We start from the raw sequence: 19,859 nt of genomic DNA, 5'->3' as shown, positions 1-19,859 counted from the left end.
GTCAGACACATGGGCACGAACAATCGGTTTCGCATACCTGTCTACCGACAGGAATTGACGGCGCACGGCCTATGGCTTAGGCGAACATCAGGACAATCGTCAGAGGTTTTGAGAGCGTGACCATCCATTATCATGAAGGCGACCTTCCCACCGGCTTGGATCTTGGCGCGGTGGTGGCCATCGACTCCGAAACCATGGGCCTGCGCTTCGGGCGCGACGGCCTGTGTGTTGTGCAGTTGTCGGCGGGCGACGGCGATGCGCATGTGGTACGGCTTAATCGACCGACCTATGACTGTCCCAATCTCAAGGCCCTGCTGACCGATCCGAAGGTGTTGAAGCTGTTTCACTTTGGGCGTTTTGACATCGGCATGTTCCTGCTGCATCTGGGCGTCGTTACCACGCCGGTCTATTGCACTAAGATCGCCTCCAAGCTGGCGCGCACCTACACGGATCGCCACGGTCTGAAGGACCTGGTGCGTGAACTGCTCGCCGTCGATATTTCCAAGGCGCAGCAAAGCTCGGACTGGGGGGCGGCCACGCTCTCGACGGAACAACTGGCCTATGCGGCGTCCGATGTTCTGCACCTCCATGCGCTTCGGGAAAAGCTCGATGCTATGCTGTCGCGCGAAGGCCGCGCCGAACTGGCGCAGGGTTGCTTTGATTTTCTGCCGCACCGCGTCAAACTGGATTTGGCAGGCTGGGAAGATACGGATATATTCGCCCACTCGTGGAGCTAAAACCCGCCCTCCGACGTCGAGCTCCGACGTTTGGAGACATGGCGCGATCTGAACCGTGAGCGCCCTTGACAAGGATTACCGCCGCCATGCCGGCCATCGACACCGCGACGCACGACACTGCTGCCGACCGTCACCGCCTGAACGTTCAGGCGCTGGCGTGGAAAAAGCGTTCGCGCAAGATCGCGCGTCTTCGTCTCATCTTTCCTGGCCTCATTATCGGCATGATCGGGCTTATGATCGTGTGGATCGTGGTACAGAGCGTCATCAATTCGATGAATGTGTACACCACCAGTGGTGAAGACATCCGCATGACCAACCCCTTTTATACCGACCGCAGCCGCAACGGTGAGCGCTATGAGATGCGCGGTCTTGAGGCGGTGCGTAAGGGGCGGAATTCGCAGATCGTCAGCCTAACCGCGCCGCGTCTGGAAATCCGGTCGGAAAACAGCCGCCCGTCGTCTCTGGAGGGGGCGGCCGGTGTGTATGATGACACCCGGCGCCGTTTCACCGTCAACAAGGACGTGACCCTGTCGTCGGGCAACGGTATGGCGCTGCGCACCCAGGCGGCAGACGTCGATTTGCAAAATGCCGTAATCAGCGGCGATGCGCCGGTCGAAGGCCGCTGGCAGACCGGCAGCGTCAATGCCCAGGGCTTTCGCGTCGAGCAAAACGGGCGCAAGGTGGTATTTTACGGCAAGCCGGGTCAGCAGGTGACCGGCACGCTTTCGGGCGGCGAAGACTGACATTTATTTGAGGGATGTATCCGGCCATGCAGATCAGGACAACCGTGTGGGTGATGGGGGCGGCCGCCTTGCTGGCGGCGCCGGTGGCGTGGGCGCAGTTTGCGCCGACCAAGGACAGCCCCATCGCCTATGCCGCCGATACGTTCGAAGCGGACGAAGGCAACCATACCGCCGTCTTTACGGGTAGTGTCGAATTTCTTCAGGATACGTCCCGGTTGCGGGCTGATAAGGTCACTGTTACCTACGGCCAGAATCAGGCGACCGGCAAATGGGACGTTCTCTCGACCGCCGAAGCACTCGGCAATGTCTATTACGTTGTGGACGATCAGGTGATGACGGGTAGCCGCGCGGTCTATACCAAGAGCACCGACACGCTGGTGCTGACCGGTAATGTGGTCCTTAAACAGGGTCAGAACGTGATGGAAGGCAGCCGCCTCGTCTATAATGTCGGGGCCAAAAAATCGAGTATGGACGGCGTGCCGACCACCGGCAGCAAGAGCCGTGTGCGCGGGGTCTTCTATCCGGATCAGCAAAAGAAGTCGCAGTAATGGTCACCCTTCCCACGCTGGACGTCCGCAGCGCCGCCGATATTCGCATCGCTGACGTGCCCGAAACCGCTGACGGCCTGCGTGTCGAAGGCATAGGCAAGTCCTATAAGGAGCGGGCGGTGGTCAAGACCGTCTCGCTAACCCTGCGTCGCGGCGAGGCCGTGGGTTTGCTCGGGCCCAACGGCGCCGGCAAGACGACCTGCTTCTACATGATCACTGGTCTGGTGCAGCCCGACTACGGCACCATCAGTCTGGATGGCCACGACATTACGGCTCAGCCCATGTATCAGCGCGCGCGCATGGGCCTCGGTTATCTGCCACAGGAATCGTCGATCTTTCGCGGTCTGAGTGTGGAACAAAATCTTCAGGCTGTACTGGAACTGCGGCTCAAAAACCGTTCGGAAATTGAAGCCGAGGTGACGCGTCTGCTCGAAGAACTGCACATCACCCATATCCGCAAATCGCCGGCGACGGCCCTGTCCGGCGGTGAGCGCCGCCGCGTGGAAATTGCACGTGCTCTGGCCGGCGATCCGTCCTTCATCCTGCTCGACGAGCCCTTTGCGGGTATCGACCCACTTGCCATTTCCGACATCCGCGACGTGGTGGGCTATCTCAAACATCGCGGTATCGGTATCCTGATCACCGACCACAATGTGCGCGAAACCCTCGACATTATCGACCGCGCTTCGATCATCCACTCTGGTGAAGTCCTCTTCGAAGGTACGCCGGACGAGATCCGTCATAACCCCGAAGTGCGCCGGGTCTATCTGGGTGAGGATTTCGACGGATAGAACGGGATGAACGTCTATGGACGCGTTATCCTGCTCTGAATATCTGTCTGCCTGGATGTTTTGTCGAAAACTCTCCTACCTCTCGATAGCGGGCTCTGATCCCTTTTCCACGGCTTTTCCTGGTTTTTTCCGGCCTTTGGAAAGGGGTTAACCTAATTTAAGGTCTTAACGTCTAACGTCCGGCGCATGTCATTAGGTCAAAGGCTGGAAATTAGACAAGGGCAGGGGCTCGTCATCACGCCCCAGTTGCAGCAAGCGATCAAGCTTCTGCAATTGTCGAATCTCGAGCTGGAGGCTGTGGTCGAGGCCGAGCTGGAGCGCAACCCCCTTCTGCTTCGCGAAGACGGCGAAGGCGGCCCCGACACACCGGATAATGACAACGACACGCCCCGCGAGGAACGCGGCGAACTGGAGCTGTCGGACCGCGATACCCAGCAGGCCAATTCCGATCTCGACGCCTCTGAAGGCGACGTCTATGGCGACGATGAGCCGACGGTGCGTGAACCCGTAGCGTCTGCTGACATGGGCGAGGGTCCGATGGTCGATTGGAGCCGCGCCGGCAAGGGCGGTGGTTTCGATGGCGACGGCGATACGCTCGACCATGCTATGAGCCGCGATAAGACGCTGGCTGAACATCTGATGGATCAGGCCCTGATCGCCGGTTTCAGCGCCCCTGAAATGGCAGTGGCGCAAATCTTAATTGACGCCGTGGATGAAGGCGGCTACCTGCGCGCCGATCTGACGGAAATCGCCGAACGCCTCGGCTGTTCCATGGCCCTGATCGAAAAGGTCCTGGGTGTCTGTCAGGGCTTTGAGCCGACCGGCGTGATGGCCCGTTCTGTTCCCGAATGCCTGAAACTGCAACTGATCGAGCGTAATCGCTTCGATCCGGCCATGGCGGCGCTGATCGACAACCTGGAGCTTCTGGCGCGCCGCGATCTGAGCGCGCTGCGCCGTGTCTGTGGTGTCGATGACGAAGATCTGGCGGAGATGATCCGTGAACTGAAGGCCCTGACCCCCCGTCCGGGGGCAGCCTTCGGTGCCGAACCGCAGGCCGGCGTGGTGCCCGATGTCTTTGTGCGTCAGGACCTGTCGGGTGGCTGGCGTGTCGATCTCAACAGCGACACCCTGCCGCGCGTGCTGGTCGATCAGAGCTATCACGCCAAGGTGGTGAACTCAGCCCGTTCGGATCAGGAAAAGACCTACCTCAGCGAATGTCTGTCGCAGGCCAACTGGCTGATCAAGAGCCTGGATCAACGCGCGCGCACCATCCTCAAGGTGTCGGCGGAAATCGTGCGTCAGCAGGATGGGTTCTTCGTCTATGGTGTTGAGCACCTGCGCCCGCTGAACCTTAAAACCGTGGCTGAGGCCGTGGGAATGCACGAATCGACCATTTCGCGGGTCACTACCAATAAATATATCTCGACCCCGCGCGGCGTGTTTGAACTCAAATTCTTCTTCACCTCGGCCATTGCGGCCGCCGACGGCTCAGAGGCCCACTCCGCCGAGTCGGTGCGCCACAAGATCAAGCACCTGATCGAGGGCGAAAAGGCATCGGGCGAGGTGTTGTCGGACGACCGTATCGTCGAAATCCTCAAGGAAGCCGGTGTCGATATTGCCCGCCGCACCGTGGCTAAGTACCGAGAAGCCTTGCGCATCCCGTCTTCGGTCGAGCGCAAGCGCATGATCCGCTAGACCTAGGCCATACGCCGAACAGCACGGGCCCAAAGAGCTGCCTGCGCAAGAGGTAGACGTGCGCAATCGTTGGCGCAGTTTGTGGGTAATTAACCGTTAAAATTCAAGGCGAAGCCTGCGTTTTAGGGTCGCAGGCCCTACACATTTTCTTGATTTTTCATCTGGACCCAGAAGCGTAAAGTCGAAGACGGACCACGGTCCGTAAACACGGCTGGGGCTCAAGGTCGCCCACCCTCCAGTGTGGCGACGTCTTTGCAGATTAAAGGAGCGAGTTATCGCCATGCAAATACAGGTTACCGGGAAAAAAGTTGAATTGGGTGCCGCGCTTCAGGAGCGCATCGAAACCGAACTCAATGCGGGTATCACCAAATATTTTGATCGGGGCGGCGCGTCCGCCGAAGTGACGATCTCGAAGCAGGGCCATCAGTTTAAGGCCGACTGCTGGGTGCGCCTCGCCTCCGGTCAGACCCTTGTTGCGCATGCTTTTGGCGGTGACGCCCATGCGGCTTTTGATGGCACGCTCGACCACATGGAAAAGCGTATCCGCCGCTATAAACGCCGCCTAAAAGACCACTATCCGACCAATGCGCCGACCAAGCATGAAATGGCGCCGCTGACCGTTATTCAGGGCAGCGACGTGATTGACGACGACACCGATTTTGACGACGGCATGGATCACAACAGCCCGCCGCAGCCAATGATCATTGCGGAAACCGAGGCGGCGATCCGCACGCTGAGTGTGTCTCAGGCCGTGGCCGAGCTGGAGCTTTCCAACTACCCGGTCATCATGTTCCGTAACGCGGGGCATGGTGGGCTGTCGGTGCTCTATCGCCGTCCGGACGGCAATATCGGCTGGATCGACCCGGAACGCACCAAACCGAAACTCAACGGTAAGGCGCACTGAAACGCATTCCGAAAAGTGGGACCACTTTGCGGATAAGATGCGCGCCAAAGCGAAGTATCCAGAGCACGTTTCGATCGGATTCAATCGAAACGTGCTTCGGCTGGACGCGCTGCCGCGAAAATTTCATAAACAGGCAAATGAGCCGAAGTTGACTTGAACGGGCGCTGTCTGTAAGGGCTGACGCGGTCGCGTAGCGCCGTTCGAGCGGCGGATGACCGCGCATGGCTCTACCGGTCCTGTGCCCACAAACTGATGGATATGGTATGTTCCTCACCGAAGTGCTTGACCGGAACAGTGTAGCCGGGCCGGTAAGCGCCAATTCCAAGCGCAATGCCTTGCAGATCGTCGCTGACCTGGCAGAGCGTACGCTTGGGGCCTACGGACTTGAGGCCGATGCCATCCTTCAGGGTCTGCTGGAGCGTGAAAAGCTCAGCTCCACCGGTGTGGGTCAGGGCGTAGCGGTTCCGCACGCCGCCCTGCCTGGCCTGACCCGCATGCACGGCGTCTTCATTCGTCTGGAAACTCCGGTCAGTTATGAGGCCATCGACGATGTCCCGGTCGATCTGATCTTCGCGCTTTTTGCGCCTGAAGACGCCGGTACCGAGCATCTTCGGGCCCTGGCCAAGGTGTCGCGCATCCTGCGTCAGAAGGAATTGCGCGAGCAACTGCGTCAGGTCGATACGGCCGATGCCCTCTACGCGCTTCTCAACCGCACCGAAACCAGCCACGCGGCCTGAGTTATCACCGCTTCAGAGCGAAATGACGTGGAATGAAGACGTCATTTCGCTCTAGATTTTTTTGTCGCGATGTTTTTGCGGAAAAACCGTTCACGCTTTTGGCTTCGCCGAACCCGGTTTCCGAACGCTCTCTAAATCAGCAGTGAAATCGAATTGCCGAAGTTGTGAAGCACCACCGGCAGAAGCACGCTGCCTGTCCGCAGACGAATCCACACAGCCAAGACGGAGGGGATAGCCGTCAGGGCCATTGTAATGGCGTCGAAAGAATAGTGGCCGTGCGAAAAGCCGAAGGCGTGCGTCAAGCCGAACAGGACGCAGGACAGAAACGCCCCCCAGCCCCAATCAACGCCCAGAAAGCGCTTTCTGCCCGTGAACGCCCGATCGAGCGCGAACAATAGAAGGCCGCGGTAGAAGAGTTCCTCTTCAAGGCCGGGCATGGTCAGTTGGAAGGCGATCTCTTCGGCATTGGTCTTGCCTCCCGGAAAGACTACGGCAATAGCGACGAAAAAGGCTGCGTACAGGAGTGCCGGCGGCCACACGCTCTTAAGACTGTCTGGTGTTAACCCCAGCGTCAGTCCGGTATTGCGGAAACCAAACACAGGAAACGCCATCAGGGCGAGGGTCGCGGCCAAGGCCAGTCCCTTGCCTTGCCAGTTCCAGTCTCCACCGATGAGGTCGGGCATTGTGCCGTAACCCCGGGTGAGAAGGCCGTCATTGACAGCCACCAGCAGGGCCGCGATCAATAGCCACAGGGGCGAAAAGTGACGTCGATCCAAAAGGCCTATCACCGCTCCCAGCACAAGAAGGATCGCCAGTGTCCCTCCTAAACCCATCAACCCGTTCATGCGCACCTCTCCATCGTCTGCAACGCCCCGCAGATTATGGCTTTTTAGCCAGTCTCTCTCCTCAAAAGCCGTCCTTTCGTTCCTCAATACCCAGCTATGCACCCGATTCATCCCGACGCACAGCGGCGCGGAAGTCGCTGGGCGAACGCCCTTCGATGGTGCGGAAGGCCCGGTTGAAACTGGCCAGAGAGGCAAAGCCGCTGTCGAGCGCAATGGCAATCAGCTTTTCGGCCGGGTCTCGCTCTCTGAGCAGGCGACGCGCTTCGGCCACCCGATAATGATTCAGGAAGGTGCGGAAATGATCGTAGCCCAGTTCCTGATTGATCAGCGTGCGCACGGCCCGCTCCGACGTGCCCATGCGCGCAACAAAGGTGGCAAAGCTCAGTTCGGGGTCGAGGAACACGCGGTCTTTTTCCACCAGGGACAACAGGCGGTGATGGCGTTCATCGTCTGGGCGCAGGTGTGGTCTTAAAGGTATTGCCGTCGCGGAGGGGGCGTTCGTTCCGGCGCTGAAGGTCAGGACGCCGGAGCGCACGCTCAAAAGCTGGCTTGTCAGCCATAGACCAAAGCTCAGGAGCATCGCGTTCTGGATCATGGCGAAGGCCAGCGGACGCCAGGCAAATCCGAAAAGGGTATCGGCCGTCAGATCAATGAACAGCATCCCGCCGAGGAGGGCAGCGACCCTGATCCGCGCGTCCTGACGTTGCGGAATCAAATCACCTGGACGTTCGCCCAGAAGACGCCAGACGAGATGCCCCACAATCGCAAAGCCAAGCGGTACAAGCAGACGGGATAAGTCCTTGTCTGCAAAAGCGTCCCCCAAAAGTCCGCGATCAAGAGCTGCAATAGTAGCCCAAAGCAGGCCAACGCCCAACACGCCGCCTTTCAAGCGAAACTGCCTGTCAAAGCATGACAGACAGAACCACCATAGAAAGATGACGGTGAAGCCGCTCACCGTGTGCGCGAGCCTGCCTATGGCCCCCGTTGGGGTCAGCGAAGCAAGTGGGCTGTTGGTGACAACAAAGCCTGTAAGGCACAGGGCCAGGGGTGCGAACAGGACGGCCGGCAGGCCAGCCTGTCGGCGCTGGGCCAGCAGAAGCCAGCCCAGAAGCAGGATGGTAACGCTAGCCCCTGCCCGGATCGCGACGTCAAGCTGGCCCAGATACATTCGACCACTATAGAGCCGAAATGCCGGGCTGCAATATGAGCGCTTAGGGTTTCATATGGCCGGTGCGAAGGTAGCGTTCGTGCCAGCTCAAGGCCTCAGACAACAGGTGCGGGGTCTGCCCACCGCGCTCGCGGCAGGCGCGATCGAAATAATCGTTCAGCAGGTCGCGGAAATCGGCGTGGGCGCAATGGGCGATGACCTGACGCGCCCGTTCGCGCGGGGCCAGACCGCGTAAATCTGCCAGTCCGTTTTCCGTCACCAGTATATCGACATCGTGCTCCGTATGGTCGACGTGACTGGCCATAGGCACTACGGCGGATATGGCCCCGGCCTTGGCCTGCGACTTGGCGACGAAGATCGACAGATAGGCATTGCGGGCGAAATCGCCCGAGCCACCAATGCCGTTCATCATGTGGGTTCCGCTGACATGGGTTGAGTTGACATTGCCATAAAGATCGAATTCCAGCGCCGTATTGATGGCGATGATGCCGAGGCGGCGGATGACTTCCGGATGGTTGGAAATTTCCTGTGGCCGCAGGATGATGCGATCGCGATAGGCGTTAATGTGATTGAAGACGCGCTCCGCCCATGCTGCGCTTAGCGTCACCGAACAGCCGGAGGCATAGAGCAGCTTGCCCGAATCGATCAGTTCAAAAGTCGAATCCTGCAACACCTCGGAATACATGCGCAGATTATGAAAGTCCGAGCGGTTCAACTCGCTTAAGACCGCATTGGCGATAACACCGATGCCGGCCTGAATGGGGTTGAGAGATGGTGGCAGACGGCCCTGCCTGACTTCGTTTTGCAGAAAATCGACCAGATACGCGCCGATGGCGGTGGTCGCCGGGTCGGGTGTCGCGACGCGGGCGGGGCTGTCGCCCTCTCGGGTGATGACGATAGCGGCGATCTTGGCGGGGTCGATGGGGATATAGGGCGTGCCGACGCGGCTGTCGCAGGTGACGACCGGCACGGGCGTGCGCGACGGGCGTTTGGCCGGGATATAGATGTCGTGCATTCCTTCCATGGCCGCCGAATAGGTGAGGTTCAGCTCGATGATCACCTTAGGCGCCAGTATAGCGAACGAGGCGCTGTTGCCGACCGAGGTGGAGGGCACGATGCCGCCGTCTTCGGTGATGGCCACGGCCTCGATCACCGCCAAATCGACCGGGCCGACCTGCCGCGAACGCAGGGCTTCGACCGTTTCAGACAGGTGTTGATCGATGAACATCACCTCGCCGCGATTGATGGCGGCACGCAGGGTGTCGTCAACCTGAAACGGCATCCGTCGTGCGAGCAGCCCGGCCTCATATAGCAGTTTATCGGTATTGTGCCCCAGCGAGGCCCCGGTAATGACCGTAAGTTTCATAGGGTGGGTTTTAGCGCGCTCGGCCAGGGCCAAAGGCACCGCTTTGGCGTCACCGGCACGGGTGAAACCGCTCAGGCCGAGGGTCATGCCGTCGTGGATCAGGCTGGCGGCCTGGTCTGGCGTGGCAATGCGCGTCAGCAGATCAGGGCAGCGAATACGCGCAAGGATTTCGCTGTCCATCGCTTGGGCAGGGGTGGAAATCTGGCCGTTCATAAACGCATACTCCGGGTTGTCCGGAAGTAATGACTCTGTGCCGCAAGCCCGCGCAAGGCGTTTTTCGCTGGTGCGACTAAATGCGCATAGGTGAAATCACCGCGCTTTAATGGGGATGATGCGCACATCCTCCGGCGCGTGAGGCCGCTTGAGGTCGATGTGCAGCAAACCGTATTCCATTACCGCGCCCTCGACCTCAAACCCTTCGCCGACGACGAAGCTGCGCGTAAACCCGCGCTGCGCGATGCCCCGATGGATGAATTCGCGCGGTTCGGCCTCTGACGGCTCCTTGCCCGGATCCTTAAACGCCTGAAGCGTCAGTTGTGGCCCTTGCAGGCTGAGACGCAGCGTATCGGGGGTGAAACCCGCCACCGCCACGGTCAGGCGCAGGTGATTGGCCGAAAGGGCTTCGACATTATAAGGCGGGTAATTGTCGGAAGCGCGGCTGACGCGCTCGATCAGGCTGCGGGTCTCATCGAACCCCAGCAGGAACGGGCTGTCGAACACTATAAACCGGGACATCGCTTCCTCCGCGTTTCCGATATGCGTCCTCCCCCAGGTCGCCGCAAGGTGTGGATGGTAAAATGCAGGTGGAATGCTGCCTCGGTTCAGGATATGGCATCAGGTATGAAGTCTGACGAAACGCCTGAAACAGCTGTGGTCGAGGTGCGCTGGAGCGCGACCTTGCTCAACACCTATACCATCGCCCTGATGCTGATCTCGCCCTTCTGGGCGGCACTTATGATAACGCAAGGCAAGGGGATTGGGGTGTTAATTCTGGGCCTTTTGCTGTTTGGCATGATCAGCCTGAGCGTGCTGAACAAGCCCCTGTTCAGCTATGACCCCGAACGCCGCGAATTCATCTCTCCGGATCATAAGGCCCTGCCGCTGGATCAGATCGACAGTATCGAGATGGACGCGCACGACCTCTATTTCATTCCGAAATCGCACAGCCAAGACGGATGGCACCTGTCGCAACGTTGCTGGGTGCTGGCCCCGCGACGCACGCTTAAGGCCCTGGCGGCGCAGCATGGCTGGCCGCTGAAAGATATCGCGCACCCGATTTCACGGTTCGGGTTCTGGCTGGTACCCTGAACTAAATCCGCGAAATCAGCCGGTGCGTGCGCCCCGCCGGACGCGCCGTCGGCACGCGGTTGAGCTTGATCAGCCCTTCCGGTTCGCCCCACAGGTCGTAGGCATCGGCGCGCGTCACCTTGGCCTTCGCATAGTCACCGACGCTCAGGCCGGTAAAGCCTTTCAGGTAGATATGGCCGTCGATTTCCGGCGCATCGCCCTTGGTGCGCGCCACCGCGACGCCGTCTGAGCGGATTTCGTCCACCAGCACATCGACCACCTGACTGACCTTGTTTTGCAGCTTCTGCGCCGAGATGCGCGACGCTACAGCCATAAAGCGCGCCAGGCGGTCCTGTTTGACCTCCTCTGGGACGTGGTCTGGCAGGTCGCGCGCGGCGGCGCCTTCGACGTTTTCGTAGGCAAAGGCCCCAACCCGGTCGATCTGCGCCGCTTCCAGCCAGTCGAGCAGCAGGTTGAAGTCGGCCTCGGTCTCACCGGGGAAGCCGACAACGAAGGTCGAACGCAGCGTCAGGTCCGGACAGATCTCGCGCCAGCTTAAGATGCGCTCGAGCGTCTTGTCCTGATTACCGGGGCGGCGCATGGCCTTCAGTACCTTCGGGCTGGCGTGCTGGAACGGAATATCCAGATAGGGCAGGATCTTGCCTTCGGCCATCAGTGGGATGACGCTGTTCACGTGCGGGTAAGGATAGACATAGTGCATCCGCACCCAGATACCCAATTCACCCAGGCCCCGCGACAGGTCTTCGAACGACGCCTTATAGTAATCATTGCGCCAGCGGCCTTCGGCATAGCGAATATCGAGCCCATAGGCCGAGGTGTCCTGCGAAACGACCAGCAGCTCTTTGACGCCATTGGCAGCCAGAACCTCGGCCTCGCGCAAGACCTCATCAACTGGCCGCGAGGCCAGATCACCGCGCAGGGAGGGGATGATGCAGAAGGAACAGCGGTGGTCGCAACCTTCGGAAATCTTCAGATAGGCATAGTGTTTGGGCGTCAGTCTTACGCCGGGATCATTCTCCGGCACCAGCGGGCGGAAGGGGTCGGGCTTAGCGGGCACTATGCGGCGCACCGCCTCCATCACCTCTTCGTACTGATGCGCCCCGGTGACGGCGGCGACATTGGGAAAGCGTTCGCGGATCAGGTCGGCTTCGGCCCCCAGACAGCCAGTCACCACCACCTTGCCGTTTTCGGCCAGAGCTTCGCCAATGGCATTCAGGCTTTCGTCGCGCGCCGAATCCAGAAAGCCGCAGGTATTGACCACCACCACATCGGCCCCGGCATATTCGGCGGCCGTGGCATAGCCTTCGCCTTTCAGGCGCGTCAGTATGCGTTCGGAATCGACCAGCGCCTTTGGGCAGCCGAGCGAGACAAAACCGACCTTGGGGGCGTCAGAAGTGGCGGGGGCGTTACTCATGCAAAAAAACTTGAACTTGCTCTGTTATACGGATTAATGCGGCCTCATACACGCAAATGCCTCCAAACACAAAGACGCCCAAGGAAAAACCATGCTGATCTTTGCCGACACTGCCGACACCGCGCTTCTGGCCGAACTCAATGAGACGGGCCTGATCGACGGCGTGACCACCAACCCGACCCTGATCGCCAAGTCGGGCCGCAATATCCTTGAGGTCACCAGGGAAATCTGCGCCATGATTGACGGTCCGGTTTCGGCCGAGGTCGCGGCCACGGAATTCGAGCAGATGGTGGCCGAGGGCGAAAAACTCGCCAAGATCGCCGACAATGTGGTGATCAAGGTGCCGCTCACTGTTGATGGCCTGAAAGCCACGCGCGTCTTTTCCGATCAGGGCCTGATGACCAATGTCACCCTGTGTTTCTCGGTGACGCAGGCGCTCCTGGCCGCCAAGGCCGGGGCGACCTTCGTATCTCCCTTCGTCGGGCGTCTGGACGATCGCGGTGAAGACGGGATGCAGCTGATCCGCGATATCCGCACCGTGTTCGATAATTATGAGTTTGAAACGGCCATCCTCGCCGCGTCCTTGCGCAACACTACCCACGTCGCTCAGGCCGCCATTGCGGGGGCCGATTGCGCCACCCTGCCGCCCGCGGTCATCAAGGCCATGTTCCAGCACGACCTGACCGACAAGGGTCTGGAAACCTTCCTCGCCGACTGGGCCAGCACGGGCCAAAGCATTCTCTGATGACGGAACTGGTTTTCGTGGCCCAGGTCGCCGCCAGCTTCGGTGTGCGCGGCGAATTCAAGCTGATCAGCCATATGGACGATCCGCTGAGCGTACTGGAGTATAATCCCCTTTATAACCCGCGCGGCGAACCTGCACTGGTGATTACGGCGGCGCGTGTGCATAAGGGCGCTTTGGTCGTTAAGGCCGAAGGCATAAGCGACAAGGACAAGGCCGATGCGCTTAAGGGAATGAAACTCTATGTGCGCCGCGAAGACCTGCCCGAAGTCGAGGACGAGGACGATTTCTATATCACCGACCTGATTGGCCTTGAAGTTCGTGGCACCGATGGGTCCGTGATCGGACGGCTCAAAGGCGTTGAGGATTTTGGCGCCGGAGATCTGCTCGACATCCAGCCCAAAGGCGGCGCCAGTTATTTCCTGATGTTCACCCGTGAAAACGTGCCGGAGGTGAATATCGGCGCAGGCTATGTGGTGATTGCGCCGCCGGATGAGGTGATCGTTCCGGCAGAGCCAGACCCTCAGACTGATCATTGATACGCCAAAAGTTAGAACCTTTTTCAGGCCTGTTCGTTGACGCGGACAGGCCTGAAATCTTATTGACCTATTTCAAACACAATTCAGATATATATAAATACACATCAGAGACACACAGAATTCACCGTGATCCTGATTTGTGACCACTTAGAAAGGTATCTGAATCATGAGGGACTTTCCCTTTGGACCCGGGCGAGGCGGTGGTCATCATCGCGGCTGGCCCGAAGAGGGCCGTGGCGGCCCGTTTGGTGAGCGCGGGCCCGGTCGGCGTGGCCAGGGTGGACGTGGCGGTCGCGGTTTCGGGCATGGCGGCCTGCGGCTCGTATTGCTCAGGCTGATCAGCGATAAGCCCAGCCACGGTTATGAACTCATCCGCGCTATCGACGACCATTTCAACGGTCAGTACGCACCGTCGCCTGGTATTGTCTATCCGGCCCTGAATTGGCTGGAAGATGGTGGCTTTATCACCATCACCCCCGACGCTGAAGGCCGCAAGGTCGCCACCATCACCGAAGCGGGAACGGCCCTTTTGGCTGAACGCGCCGAAGAACTGGAGCGTCTGTTTGCCGAAGCCCCGCAAAGCACCTCGGAAGGACCGGATTTCGTGCCCATTTTTCGCGCCATGGACAATCTCAAGGCGGCTCTGCGCAATCGCGCCGCCCGCCCGCTGACGCAAGACGAACTGCACGCCATTGTCGATGGTATCGACGATCTGGCTCGCCGTATTGAGAGGTCGTGAGATGGCTGAAGACAATTGCACGCCCTTGCGCGTTCGCTTTGAACTGCGCCGTCGTGAATTGAGGGTTGCTGAGCGCATCCGACTGACACCGAATATGATGCGTTTGATCCTCAGTGGCGATCTGGAGGGGTTTCAGTCGCTGGGCTTCGATGACCATGTGAAGCTCTTGTTTGCCGATCCCCAGGGCGGAGAAACGCCGGTTATGCGCGACTACACGCCGCGTGCCTTTGATGTAAGCAATGGGCGGCTGACCCTCGACTTTGCCCTGCATGACCCGGCCGGCCCGGCCACCCAATGGGCGTTACAAGCAAAGGTCGGCGATACGCTCCACATTGGCGGGCCGCGCGGTTCGCTGGTTTGGCCGGATGTGTTCGCTCATTATATTCTGATCGGGGATGAAACGGCCTTGCCGGCTATCGGTCGTCGCCTGGAAACCGCCCCTGCGGGTCAGGCGATCACCGTCCTGGTCATGGTCGAAACCGCCGCTGAGCGTCAGGCGTGGGTCACTCAGGCCAAGGCGGACATTCACTGGCTTTATCGTGCGCAAGCCGATGATGTGCTGAGCGTCATCGACGCCCTGACCCTCCCTGCGGACACGCATATATGGATCGCCGGAGAGGCACAGTGGGCCCGGACGGTGCGCGCGCATCTGCACGACAAAGGCCTCAATCCGAAAGGGATCAAGGCCTCTGGCTATTGGCTGAAGGGCGAAGCGGGCGCACATCAGGCTCTTGATTAGAGGAACATGCCGCCCGATGCCTCGATCCGCTGCGCATTGATCCAACGGCTGCCGGGCGACAGAATGGCCGCAACGACACCCCCAATATCGTCGGGCAGACCCACACGACCCAGCGCCGTATTTGACGCCACAAAGGCATTCAGTCCCGCATTGTCACGCACAGCCCCGCCTCCGAAATCCGTCTCTATCGCCCCCGGAGCGAGGACATTGACGGCAATGCCGCGGGCTCCCAATTCCTTGGCCTGATAACGCGTCAGCACCTCCATCGCCCCCTTTATCGACGCATAGGCGGCGTAACCCGGAAGGGCGAAGCGCGCCAGACCTGAGGAGACATTGAGGATGCGACCACCGTCGCGCATCAGGGGCAGTAGAGCCTGGGTAAGGAAGAACGGGCCTTTGAAATGCACATTCACCAGTTCGTCGAACTGCGCTTCGGTGGTATCGGTAAAGCTGGCATGTACACCGGTGCCGGCATTGTTGACGAGATAGTCGAAGCGGTCTTCGCCCCAGGCGGTCAGGGTTTCCTGAACCTTTGCCACGAAGGGGGCGAATCCTGTCGTATTGCCAACGTCCAGCGGCATGCCCACAGCGCGGCGCCCCAGGGCTTCGATCTCAGCCACAAGGCTCTGAGCTTCTGTGAAGTTTGATCGATAGGTGAAGATGACGTCCACCCCGTCGCGGGCCAGATGCAGGGCGGCGTTGCGGCCAAGGCCCCGGCTGCCGCCGGTGATGAGTGCGATGGTCATGTAATCTCTCCTGTATGAAAGCGGATGACCGATGACTAGTTGACCCATGAGGCAGGATAAATCCGCAAATTCCAGCTAGACTGTTCCGATAAATGAACAATAATGCGCGTATGCTGCGATTAGATGCCCTGCTGATGTTCACCCGCGTGGCGGAACTATCGTCTTTCACGCAGGCGGCCGAAACGCTTGGCCTGCCTAAGGCCACGGTATCAACGGCGGTGCAAACGCTGGAGGCGCATCTTGGGACGCAACTCCTCTATCGCACCACGCGACGGGTTCAGCTCACCCACGATGGTCAGGTTTTCTATGAGCGCGCCAAGGACCTGCTGGCTGATGCCGAAGACCTGTCGGGCCTGTTTCAGACGCGTGAGGTAAGTGGGCGCATCCGCGTGGATATGCCGCTACCCGTGGCGCAGAACCTTGTCCTGCCCAACTTACCCGCGCTGCTTGAGCGCCATCCGGCCTTGCGCGTTGAACTGTCTTCGACGGATCGCATCGTCGATATTGTGCGCGAAGGCTTTGACGCCGTCATCCGGGTGGGGACCCTGAGCGATTCCGGCCTGACGGTCCGTTCGCTGGGTAAGCTTTCCATGGGTAATTTTGCCAGCCCTGCCTATCTGGCGCGATGGGGTAGGCCGCGCACGCTGGAGGATCTGAAGGGCCACCGGCTAATCCATTACGTGACCCAGATGGGGGCGCGCCCGGACGGCTTTGACTATTTCGACGGTACCCAGTGGCAGACCATTACCATGGAGGGCGTGGTGACCGTAAACAATTCAGAAGCCTATCGTCACGCGGCACTGGCGGGTCTCGGAATCGTTCAGGCCCCACGTGTCGGCATGATAGAACACGTGGCGCAGGGACGGCTGATTGAACTATTGCCCGACCATGTGGCTGAGGCCCTGCCAGTATCGCTGATCTACCCGCAACGACGTCATCTGGCGCGCCGGGTGAGGGTGTTTATCGATTGGGTCGCTACCCTGATGAAAACCTACACGGTTTGAAGGGCGTGCCTGATCTGTAACGGCCTGTGTGGCGTATTAAAGCCACATTGACGTTTGATAGTGGAGGCTCGATACTCCCTCGCCAATAGGGGCTTTTTCACAGGGAGTTGAGTGTTAAGACCATGCGTAAGATGATGATTGGTGCGGCACTTGGCGTCTCTCTGGTAACGCTCGCCGCCTGCGCGACCCCCACCCCCTATCAGCCCGTAACTGGTGATCCGACCTCGTCTCTGGCCCGAGGCTATTCCGACCAGCGGATCGAAGCCAATCGCTACCGGCTGAAATTCTCCGGCAACTCTTCTACTTCGCGTGAGACGGTCGAGGACTATATGCTCTACCGCGCGGCGGAGCTGGCGCTGGAAAACGGCTACGACTGGTTCAGTCTGGTGGGCCGCAACACCAAGGAAGACCGCACGACCACTACTACTTATCGTGATCCGTTCCCGCGCCTCTACGGCGGATTCTACTACCGCTATTATCGCGGCGGTTGGGGCTCGTGGGGCGCGTGGGAAGAGGATCAGACGACTTTCTACCGCTATGAAACCTCGGCCGAAGTCATCTTCGGCAAAGGCGAAAAGCCGAACGATCCCAACGCCTATGATGCGCGCGAGGTGAAACAGAACCTCGACCCGCGTATTGTGCGACCGACGACGGATCGTCGCTGAACCATAAAGGGAGCCTGAAGGCTCCCTTTTTTATTTCGGCTCTTCGATCCCGTCATAGCGAACAGGGTTTACGCGGCGACGGTTCATGTGCTCCTGCGGCGCTTCCGACTGATCCGGCAGTTCACCCTTGTGGTAAAACTTCTGCCAGGCCTGTTTGATGGCCGCCGGGTCGCGGTTGACAAGGCTTTCATTGAACTTGGCGCGGCTTTCCGACCACGCCTTAAATTGCTCCAGCAGGTCCGGATCGGCCTCGATCGGCTTGACCACCGGCTGCACCTCATCGGTCTTTCGATGTTCGATGACATTGATGAAGCAGAAGGGTTCACCCTTCTGAAAATGCACGACGCCAGGTCGTGTGAAGCGCCAGTTCATCGTAAAGGGAAACGGCAGCCAGTCGGTTTCGATCAGACCGGTCAGGGGTGCAATGCCGTCCTTGACGTGGTTGGGTGCGCCTGTGGCCCAAAGGGCAAATCCCGGCGGCGTGCGGAAGAGATAACCCGTATGGAAGGTGACGATGCCCTGACTGAAATGGCTCTGCACAAAGTGTTCGACGTGCACGCCAGGGCGGTCGGCGGTGATGATGATATCACTGGCCAGTTTACCGCCATTCCATTCGATCGTAATGTCTTCGGGAACCAGCAGTTCCCAGCCCGTCGAATTGGCCATGGTGAGAGGCAGACAGCGATAGGGGAAGCGGTTGGAAAACGCATCCATCCAGTCGCGGTCGGTGCGGCCGGGAATGATTTCACGCGGGCCGGCCTGAACGACAAAACATTCCAATTCCATTACGCTTCGGGCTCCTGTAAACGCGTCGAATGACCGAAAAAAGCTTTTATACGCAAAGCACCCTGCTTCAAGTCCTAAACAGCTGGGGCCTGTTGCCGCGGACGACCGCGCATGAGGCGGTGTTTCGTGTCGGTGAAGGCGAAGAGATCAAGGATAAGCTGCCCGGTGCACACACTAAAAACCTGTTCCTGAAGGACGATAAGGGGCAATTGTGGCTGATCAGCGCCGAACAGCAAACACAGATCAATCTGAAAGCCCTGCCGAAAGTCATCGGCTCCGGACGCCTGAGTTTCGGTTCCGAAGACCGGCTCTATCAGGCGCTTGGCGTGCGGCCCGGTTCGGTCACGGCGCTGGCCCTTATCAACGACCCGGATCACAAGGTCAGATTTATTCTTGATCAGCGACTTTATGAAGCTGAGATCGTCAACTTCCACCCGCTCATCAATACGGCGACCACAGCGCTCGATCAGGCCGATTTCCGGCGTTTTCTGAACAAGCTGGGCCGAGACTACCGGGTTATCGACTTTTCGGACGTATAGATGTTTCCCCACCTGACCCACGGCCATCGCAAGGTGCTTGAGGCGCTGGTTCGCCATGGGACGGCAGCGCGCGCCGAACTGGCGGAAGCGTCCGGCTACACGCGACCGGCGGTGACCAATCTGGTGCGCGACCTGATGGACTGGGGATTGGTCGAGGAAGATAACGGGGCCTATGTGCACACCGGGCGGCGGGGTCAGCCACAAAAGCCGGTGTCGCTGCGTTCGGGCGCGGCCTATGCCTTCGGTATCGGCTTCACAGCCGGTGCACTCGATCTGGTGGCGATGGATCTGGGGGGTCGCGTGGTCGGGCGCACGCGCACGCCCCTGGCCGAGCCTAGCCCGCGTGCCGTGCTGGAGACCGTGCAGCAACAACTGGAAAGCGCCTATGGCAAGAGCCATGTGGTGCGCTGGCGGCAACTGGGCTTCGGGATCGGTGTGCCCTGCGACCTGCCGCCCGAACAGGCGCAGGCGTGGAATCTGGCCTATCGCCGCGAGGAACTGACCAGCTATTTTGCCAACAATCTGGAGGGGTCGGCCTTTATTGAAGTCGAACCTCTGGCCTGCGGCATTGGTGAGCGCGTTTTCGGTGCCGGTGCACGCTATCAGACCTATCTAATCGTCCATATCGGACTTGAGATCGGCGGGGCGCTGTTTATTGAAGGGCGCCCGTTCCGGGGAGGGCAGAGTATGTCAGGCGCCGGTCAGATCGGGCAGTTTTTTAATGAGGGTTCAGATGTTAAATCGGGTCCGGATGGCCGTGACCTGATGCGGGTGCTAACCAAAGCCGGATTTGGAGTGGGCGACCTCAGCGATCTCGATATCCTGCCCGAGGCGGCGCAAGGCGTGATCGCGGACTGGACGCACGGGGCCGCCGCACGTCTGTCGGCAGGTCTCTCCAAACTCAGCCCCTTCCTCAGTCCGGACGCGATTATCCTTACCGGTCGTCTCAGCCCGCTCCTCCTCAAAGAGCTGGCGCAAGCCGTGAATCTGGGGGTTGGCGCACCTGCGGTGGAAGCGTCGCGCCTAGGGGCCTTCCAGACCGCCATAGGGGCCGCCGCCTTGCCGGTTTTTTGTAATTTGCTACCGCAGGTGTGAGCGAGTAAA

General features: G+C 59.6%; 23 protein-coding genes. 16 read left to right on the top strand and 7 right to left on the bottom strand.

Annotated features, from left to right (window positions below):
• The first annotated feature begins 116 nt into the window (after positions 1 to 116).
• The 7 genes from PQU94_RS01595 (at position 117) to ptsN (ending at position 6,155) form a co-directional block, all read left to right on the top strand.
• Entirely contained in the window at positions 117 to 737 is a 621-nt protein-coding gene (locus PQU94_RS01595) for a ribonuclease D (RefSeq protein WP_272739745.1), read from the top strand.
• A gap of 86 nt (positions 738 to 823) precedes the next feature.
• Positions 824 to 1,480, top strand: a complete 657-nt coding sequence (gene lptC / locus PQU94_RS01590; RefSeq protein ID WP_272739744.1) for an LPS export ABC transporter periplasmic protein LptC — start codon at positions 824 to 826, stop codon at positions 1,478 to 1,480.
• A 26-nt stretch (positions 1,481 to 1,506) separates the two neighbouring features.
• Complete coding sequence (gene lptA, locus PQU94_RS01585) at positions 1,507 to 2,028, top strand: lipopolysaccharide transport periplasmic protein LptA (RefSeq protein WP_272739743.1); 522 nt, start codon at positions 1,507 to 1,509, stop codon at positions 2,026 to 2,028.
• Entirely contained in the window at positions 2,028 to 2,819 is a 792-nt protein-coding gene (lptB, locus tag PQU94_RS01580; protein WP_272739742.1) for an LPS export ABC transporter ATP-binding protein, read from the top strand. The genes lptA and lptB overlap by 1 nt, the downstream gene beginning before the upstream one ends.
• Positions 2,820 to 3,005: 186 nt before the next feature.
• Positions 3,006 to 4,514 (top strand): RNA polymerase factor sigma-54, encoded by a 1,509-nt coding sequence (gene rpoN, locus PQU94_RS01575; protein ID WP_272739741.1) that lies wholly within the window; start codon positions 3,006 to 3,008, stop codon positions 4,512 to 4,514.
• Positions 4,515 to 4,794: 280 nt separating this feature from the next.
• A complete protein-coding gene (hpf, locus tag PQU94_RS01570) occupies positions 4,795 to 5,418 on the top strand; it encodes a ribosome hibernation-promoting factor, HPF/YfiA family (protein WP_272739740.1) in 624 nt (207 codons plus the stop codon).
• 263 nt (positions 5,419 to 5,681) lie between these two features.
• Positions 5,682 to 6,155, top strand: a complete 474-nt coding sequence (ptsN, locus tag PQU94_RS01565; protein WP_272739739.1) for a PTS IIA-like nitrogen regulatory protein PtsN — start codon at positions 5,682 to 5,684, stop codon at positions 6,153 to 6,155.
• A gap of 131 nt (positions 6,156 to 6,286) precedes the next feature.
• Here the strand turns inward: ptsN and PQU94_RS01560 are convergent, their stop codons facing one another.
• The 4 genes from PQU94_RS01560 to PQU94_RS01545 all read right to left on the bottom strand — a co-directional run bounded on the left by PQU94_RS01560 (position 6,287) and on the right by PQU94_RS01545 (position 10,269).
• A complete protein-coding gene (locus PQU94_RS01560; protein WP_272739738.1) occupies positions 6,287 to 7,000 on the bottom strand; it encodes a CPBP family intramembrane glutamic endopeptidase, BDIM_20840 family in 714 nt (237 codons plus the stop codon).
• A 94-nt stretch (positions 7,001 to 7,094) separates the two neighbouring features.
• Positions 7,095 to 8,168: a helix-turn-helix domain-containing protein gene (locus PQU94_RS01555; RefSeq protein WP_272739737.1), complete on the bottom strand. Its 1,074-nt coding sequence runs from the start codon at positions 8,166 to 8,168 to the stop codon at positions 7,095 to 7,097.
• Between the two features lie 43 nt (positions 8,169 to 8,211).
• Positions 8,212 to 9,747, bottom strand: a complete 1,536-nt coding sequence (scpC, locus tag PQU94_RS01550) for a succinyl-CoA:acetate CoA-transferase ScpC (RefSeq protein ID WP_272739736.1) — start codon at positions 9,745 to 9,747, stop codon at positions 8,212 to 8,214.
• A gap of 96 nt (positions 9,748 to 9,843) precedes the next feature.
• Positions 9,844 to 10,269 (bottom strand): Hsp20 family protein, encoded by a 426-nt coding sequence (locus PQU94_RS01545; RefSeq protein WP_272739735.1) that lies wholly within the window; start codon positions 10,267 to 10,269, stop codon positions 9,844 to 9,846.
• Positions 10,270 to 10,374: 105 nt separating this feature from the next.
• Here PQU94_RS01545 and PQU94_RS01540 point away from each other — a divergent pair, with 105 nt between their 5' ends.
• Positions 10,375 to 10,842 (top strand): hypothetical protein, encoded by a 468-nt coding sequence (locus PQU94_RS01540; protein WP_272739734.1) that lies wholly within the window; start codon positions 10,375 to 10,377, stop codon positions 10,840 to 10,842.
• A gap of 1 nt (position 10,843) precedes the next feature.
• On the opposite strand, the gene rimO is transcribed toward PQU94_RS01540, so the two are convergent.
• On the bottom strand, positions 10,844 to 12,256 hold the full coding sequence (rimO, locus tag PQU94_RS01535) for a 30S ribosomal protein S12 methylthiotransferase RimO (protein WP_272739733.1): 1,413 nt from the start codon (positions 12,254 to 12,256) through the stop codon (positions 10,844 to 10,846).
• A 91-nt stretch (positions 12,257 to 12,347) separates the two neighbouring features.
• On the opposite strand from rimO, the gene fsa reads away from it, so the two are divergent.
• The 4 genes from fsa to PQU94_RS01515 all read left to right on the top strand — a co-directional run bounded on the left by fsa (position 12,348) and on the right by PQU94_RS01515 (position 15,015).
• Entirely contained in the window at positions 12,348 to 13,001 is a 654-nt protein-coding gene (fsa, locus tag PQU94_RS01530) for a fructose-6-phosphate aldolase (RefSeq protein WP_272739732.1), read from the top strand.
• Positions 13,001 to 13,537, top strand: coding sequence for a ribosome maturation factor RimM (gene rimM, locus PQU94_RS01525; RefSeq protein WP_272739731.1), 537 nt, complete (start codon positions 13,001 to 13,003; stop codon positions 13,535 to 13,537). Before fsa ends, rimM begins: the two co-directional genes overlap by 1 nt.
• Positions 13,538 to 13,703: 166 nt before the next feature.
• Complete coding sequence (locus tag PQU94_RS01520; protein ID WP_272739730.1) at positions 13,704 to 14,276, top strand: PadR family transcriptional regulator; 573 nt, start codon at positions 13,704 to 13,706, stop codon at positions 14,274 to 14,276.
• Between the two features lies 1 nt (position 14,277).
• Positions 14,278 to 15,015 carry a siderophore-interacting protein gene (locus PQU94_RS01515; RefSeq protein ID WP_272739729.1) on the top strand — a complete coding sequence of 246 codons (738 nt, stop codon included), beginning with the start codon at positions 14,278 to 14,280 and terminating at the stop codon, positions 15,013 to 15,015.
• Here the strand turns inward: PQU94_RS01515 and PQU94_RS01510 are convergent.
• Entirely contained in the window at positions 15,012 to 15,761 is a 750-nt protein-coding gene (locus PQU94_RS01510; protein WP_272739728.1) for an SDR family NAD(P)-dependent oxidoreductase, read from the bottom strand. The genes PQU94_RS01515 and PQU94_RS01510 overlap by 4 nt on opposite strands.
• Positions 15,762 to 15,871: 110 nt before the next feature.
• On the opposite strand from PQU94_RS01510, the gene PQU94_RS01505 reads away from it, so the two are divergent.
• Both PQU94_RS01505 and PQU94_RS01500 read left to right on the top strand, forming a co-directional pair.
• Positions 15,872 to 16,765 (top strand): LysR family transcriptional regulator, encoded by an 894-nt coding sequence (locus PQU94_RS01505; protein ID WP_272739727.1) that lies wholly within the window; start codon positions 15,872 to 15,874, stop codon positions 16,763 to 16,765.
• Between the two features lie 122 nt (positions 16,766 to 16,887).
• Positions 16,888 to 17,430, top strand: coding sequence for a CC0125/CC1285 family lipoprotein (locus tag PQU94_RS01500; RefSeq protein WP_272739726.1), 543 nt, complete (start codon positions 16,888 to 16,890; stop codon positions 17,428 to 17,430).
• Between the two features lie 30 nt (positions 17,431 to 17,460).
• Here PQU94_RS01500 and PQU94_RS01495 read toward each other — a convergent pair whose 3' ends face one another.
• Positions 17,461 to 18,216, bottom strand: a complete 756-nt coding sequence (locus PQU94_RS01495; protein WP_272739725.1) for a DUF6065 family protein — start codon at positions 18,214 to 18,216, stop codon at positions 17,461 to 17,463.
• Positions 18,217 to 18,245: 29 nt separating this feature from the next.
• Between PQU94_RS01495 and PQU94_RS01490 the strand changes: the two genes are divergently transcribed.
• Positions 18,246 to 18,755, top strand: a complete 510-nt coding sequence (locus PQU94_RS01490) for a prolyl-tRNA synthetase associated domain-containing protein (protein WP_272739724.1) — start codon at positions 18,246 to 18,248, stop codon at positions 18,753 to 18,755.
• Positions 18,756 to 19,850 carry an ROK family transcriptional regulator gene (locus PQU94_RS01485; RefSeq protein ID WP_272739723.1) on the top strand — a complete coding sequence of 365 codons (1,095 nt, stop codon included), beginning with the start codon at positions 18,756 to 18,758 and terminating at the stop codon, positions 19,848 to 19,850.
• Positions 19,851 to 19,859 lie beyond the last annotated feature (9 nt).

This window comes from Asticcacaulis currens (assembly GCF_028550395.1).
Classification (GTDB): domain Bacteria; phylum Pseudomonadota; class Alphaproteobacteria; order Caulobacterales; family Caulobacteraceae; genus Asticcacaulis; species Asticcacaulis currens.
The sequence above is the reverse complement of the archived record's forward strand: the minus strand, read 5'-3'. Positions and strand labels throughout refer to the sequence as shown.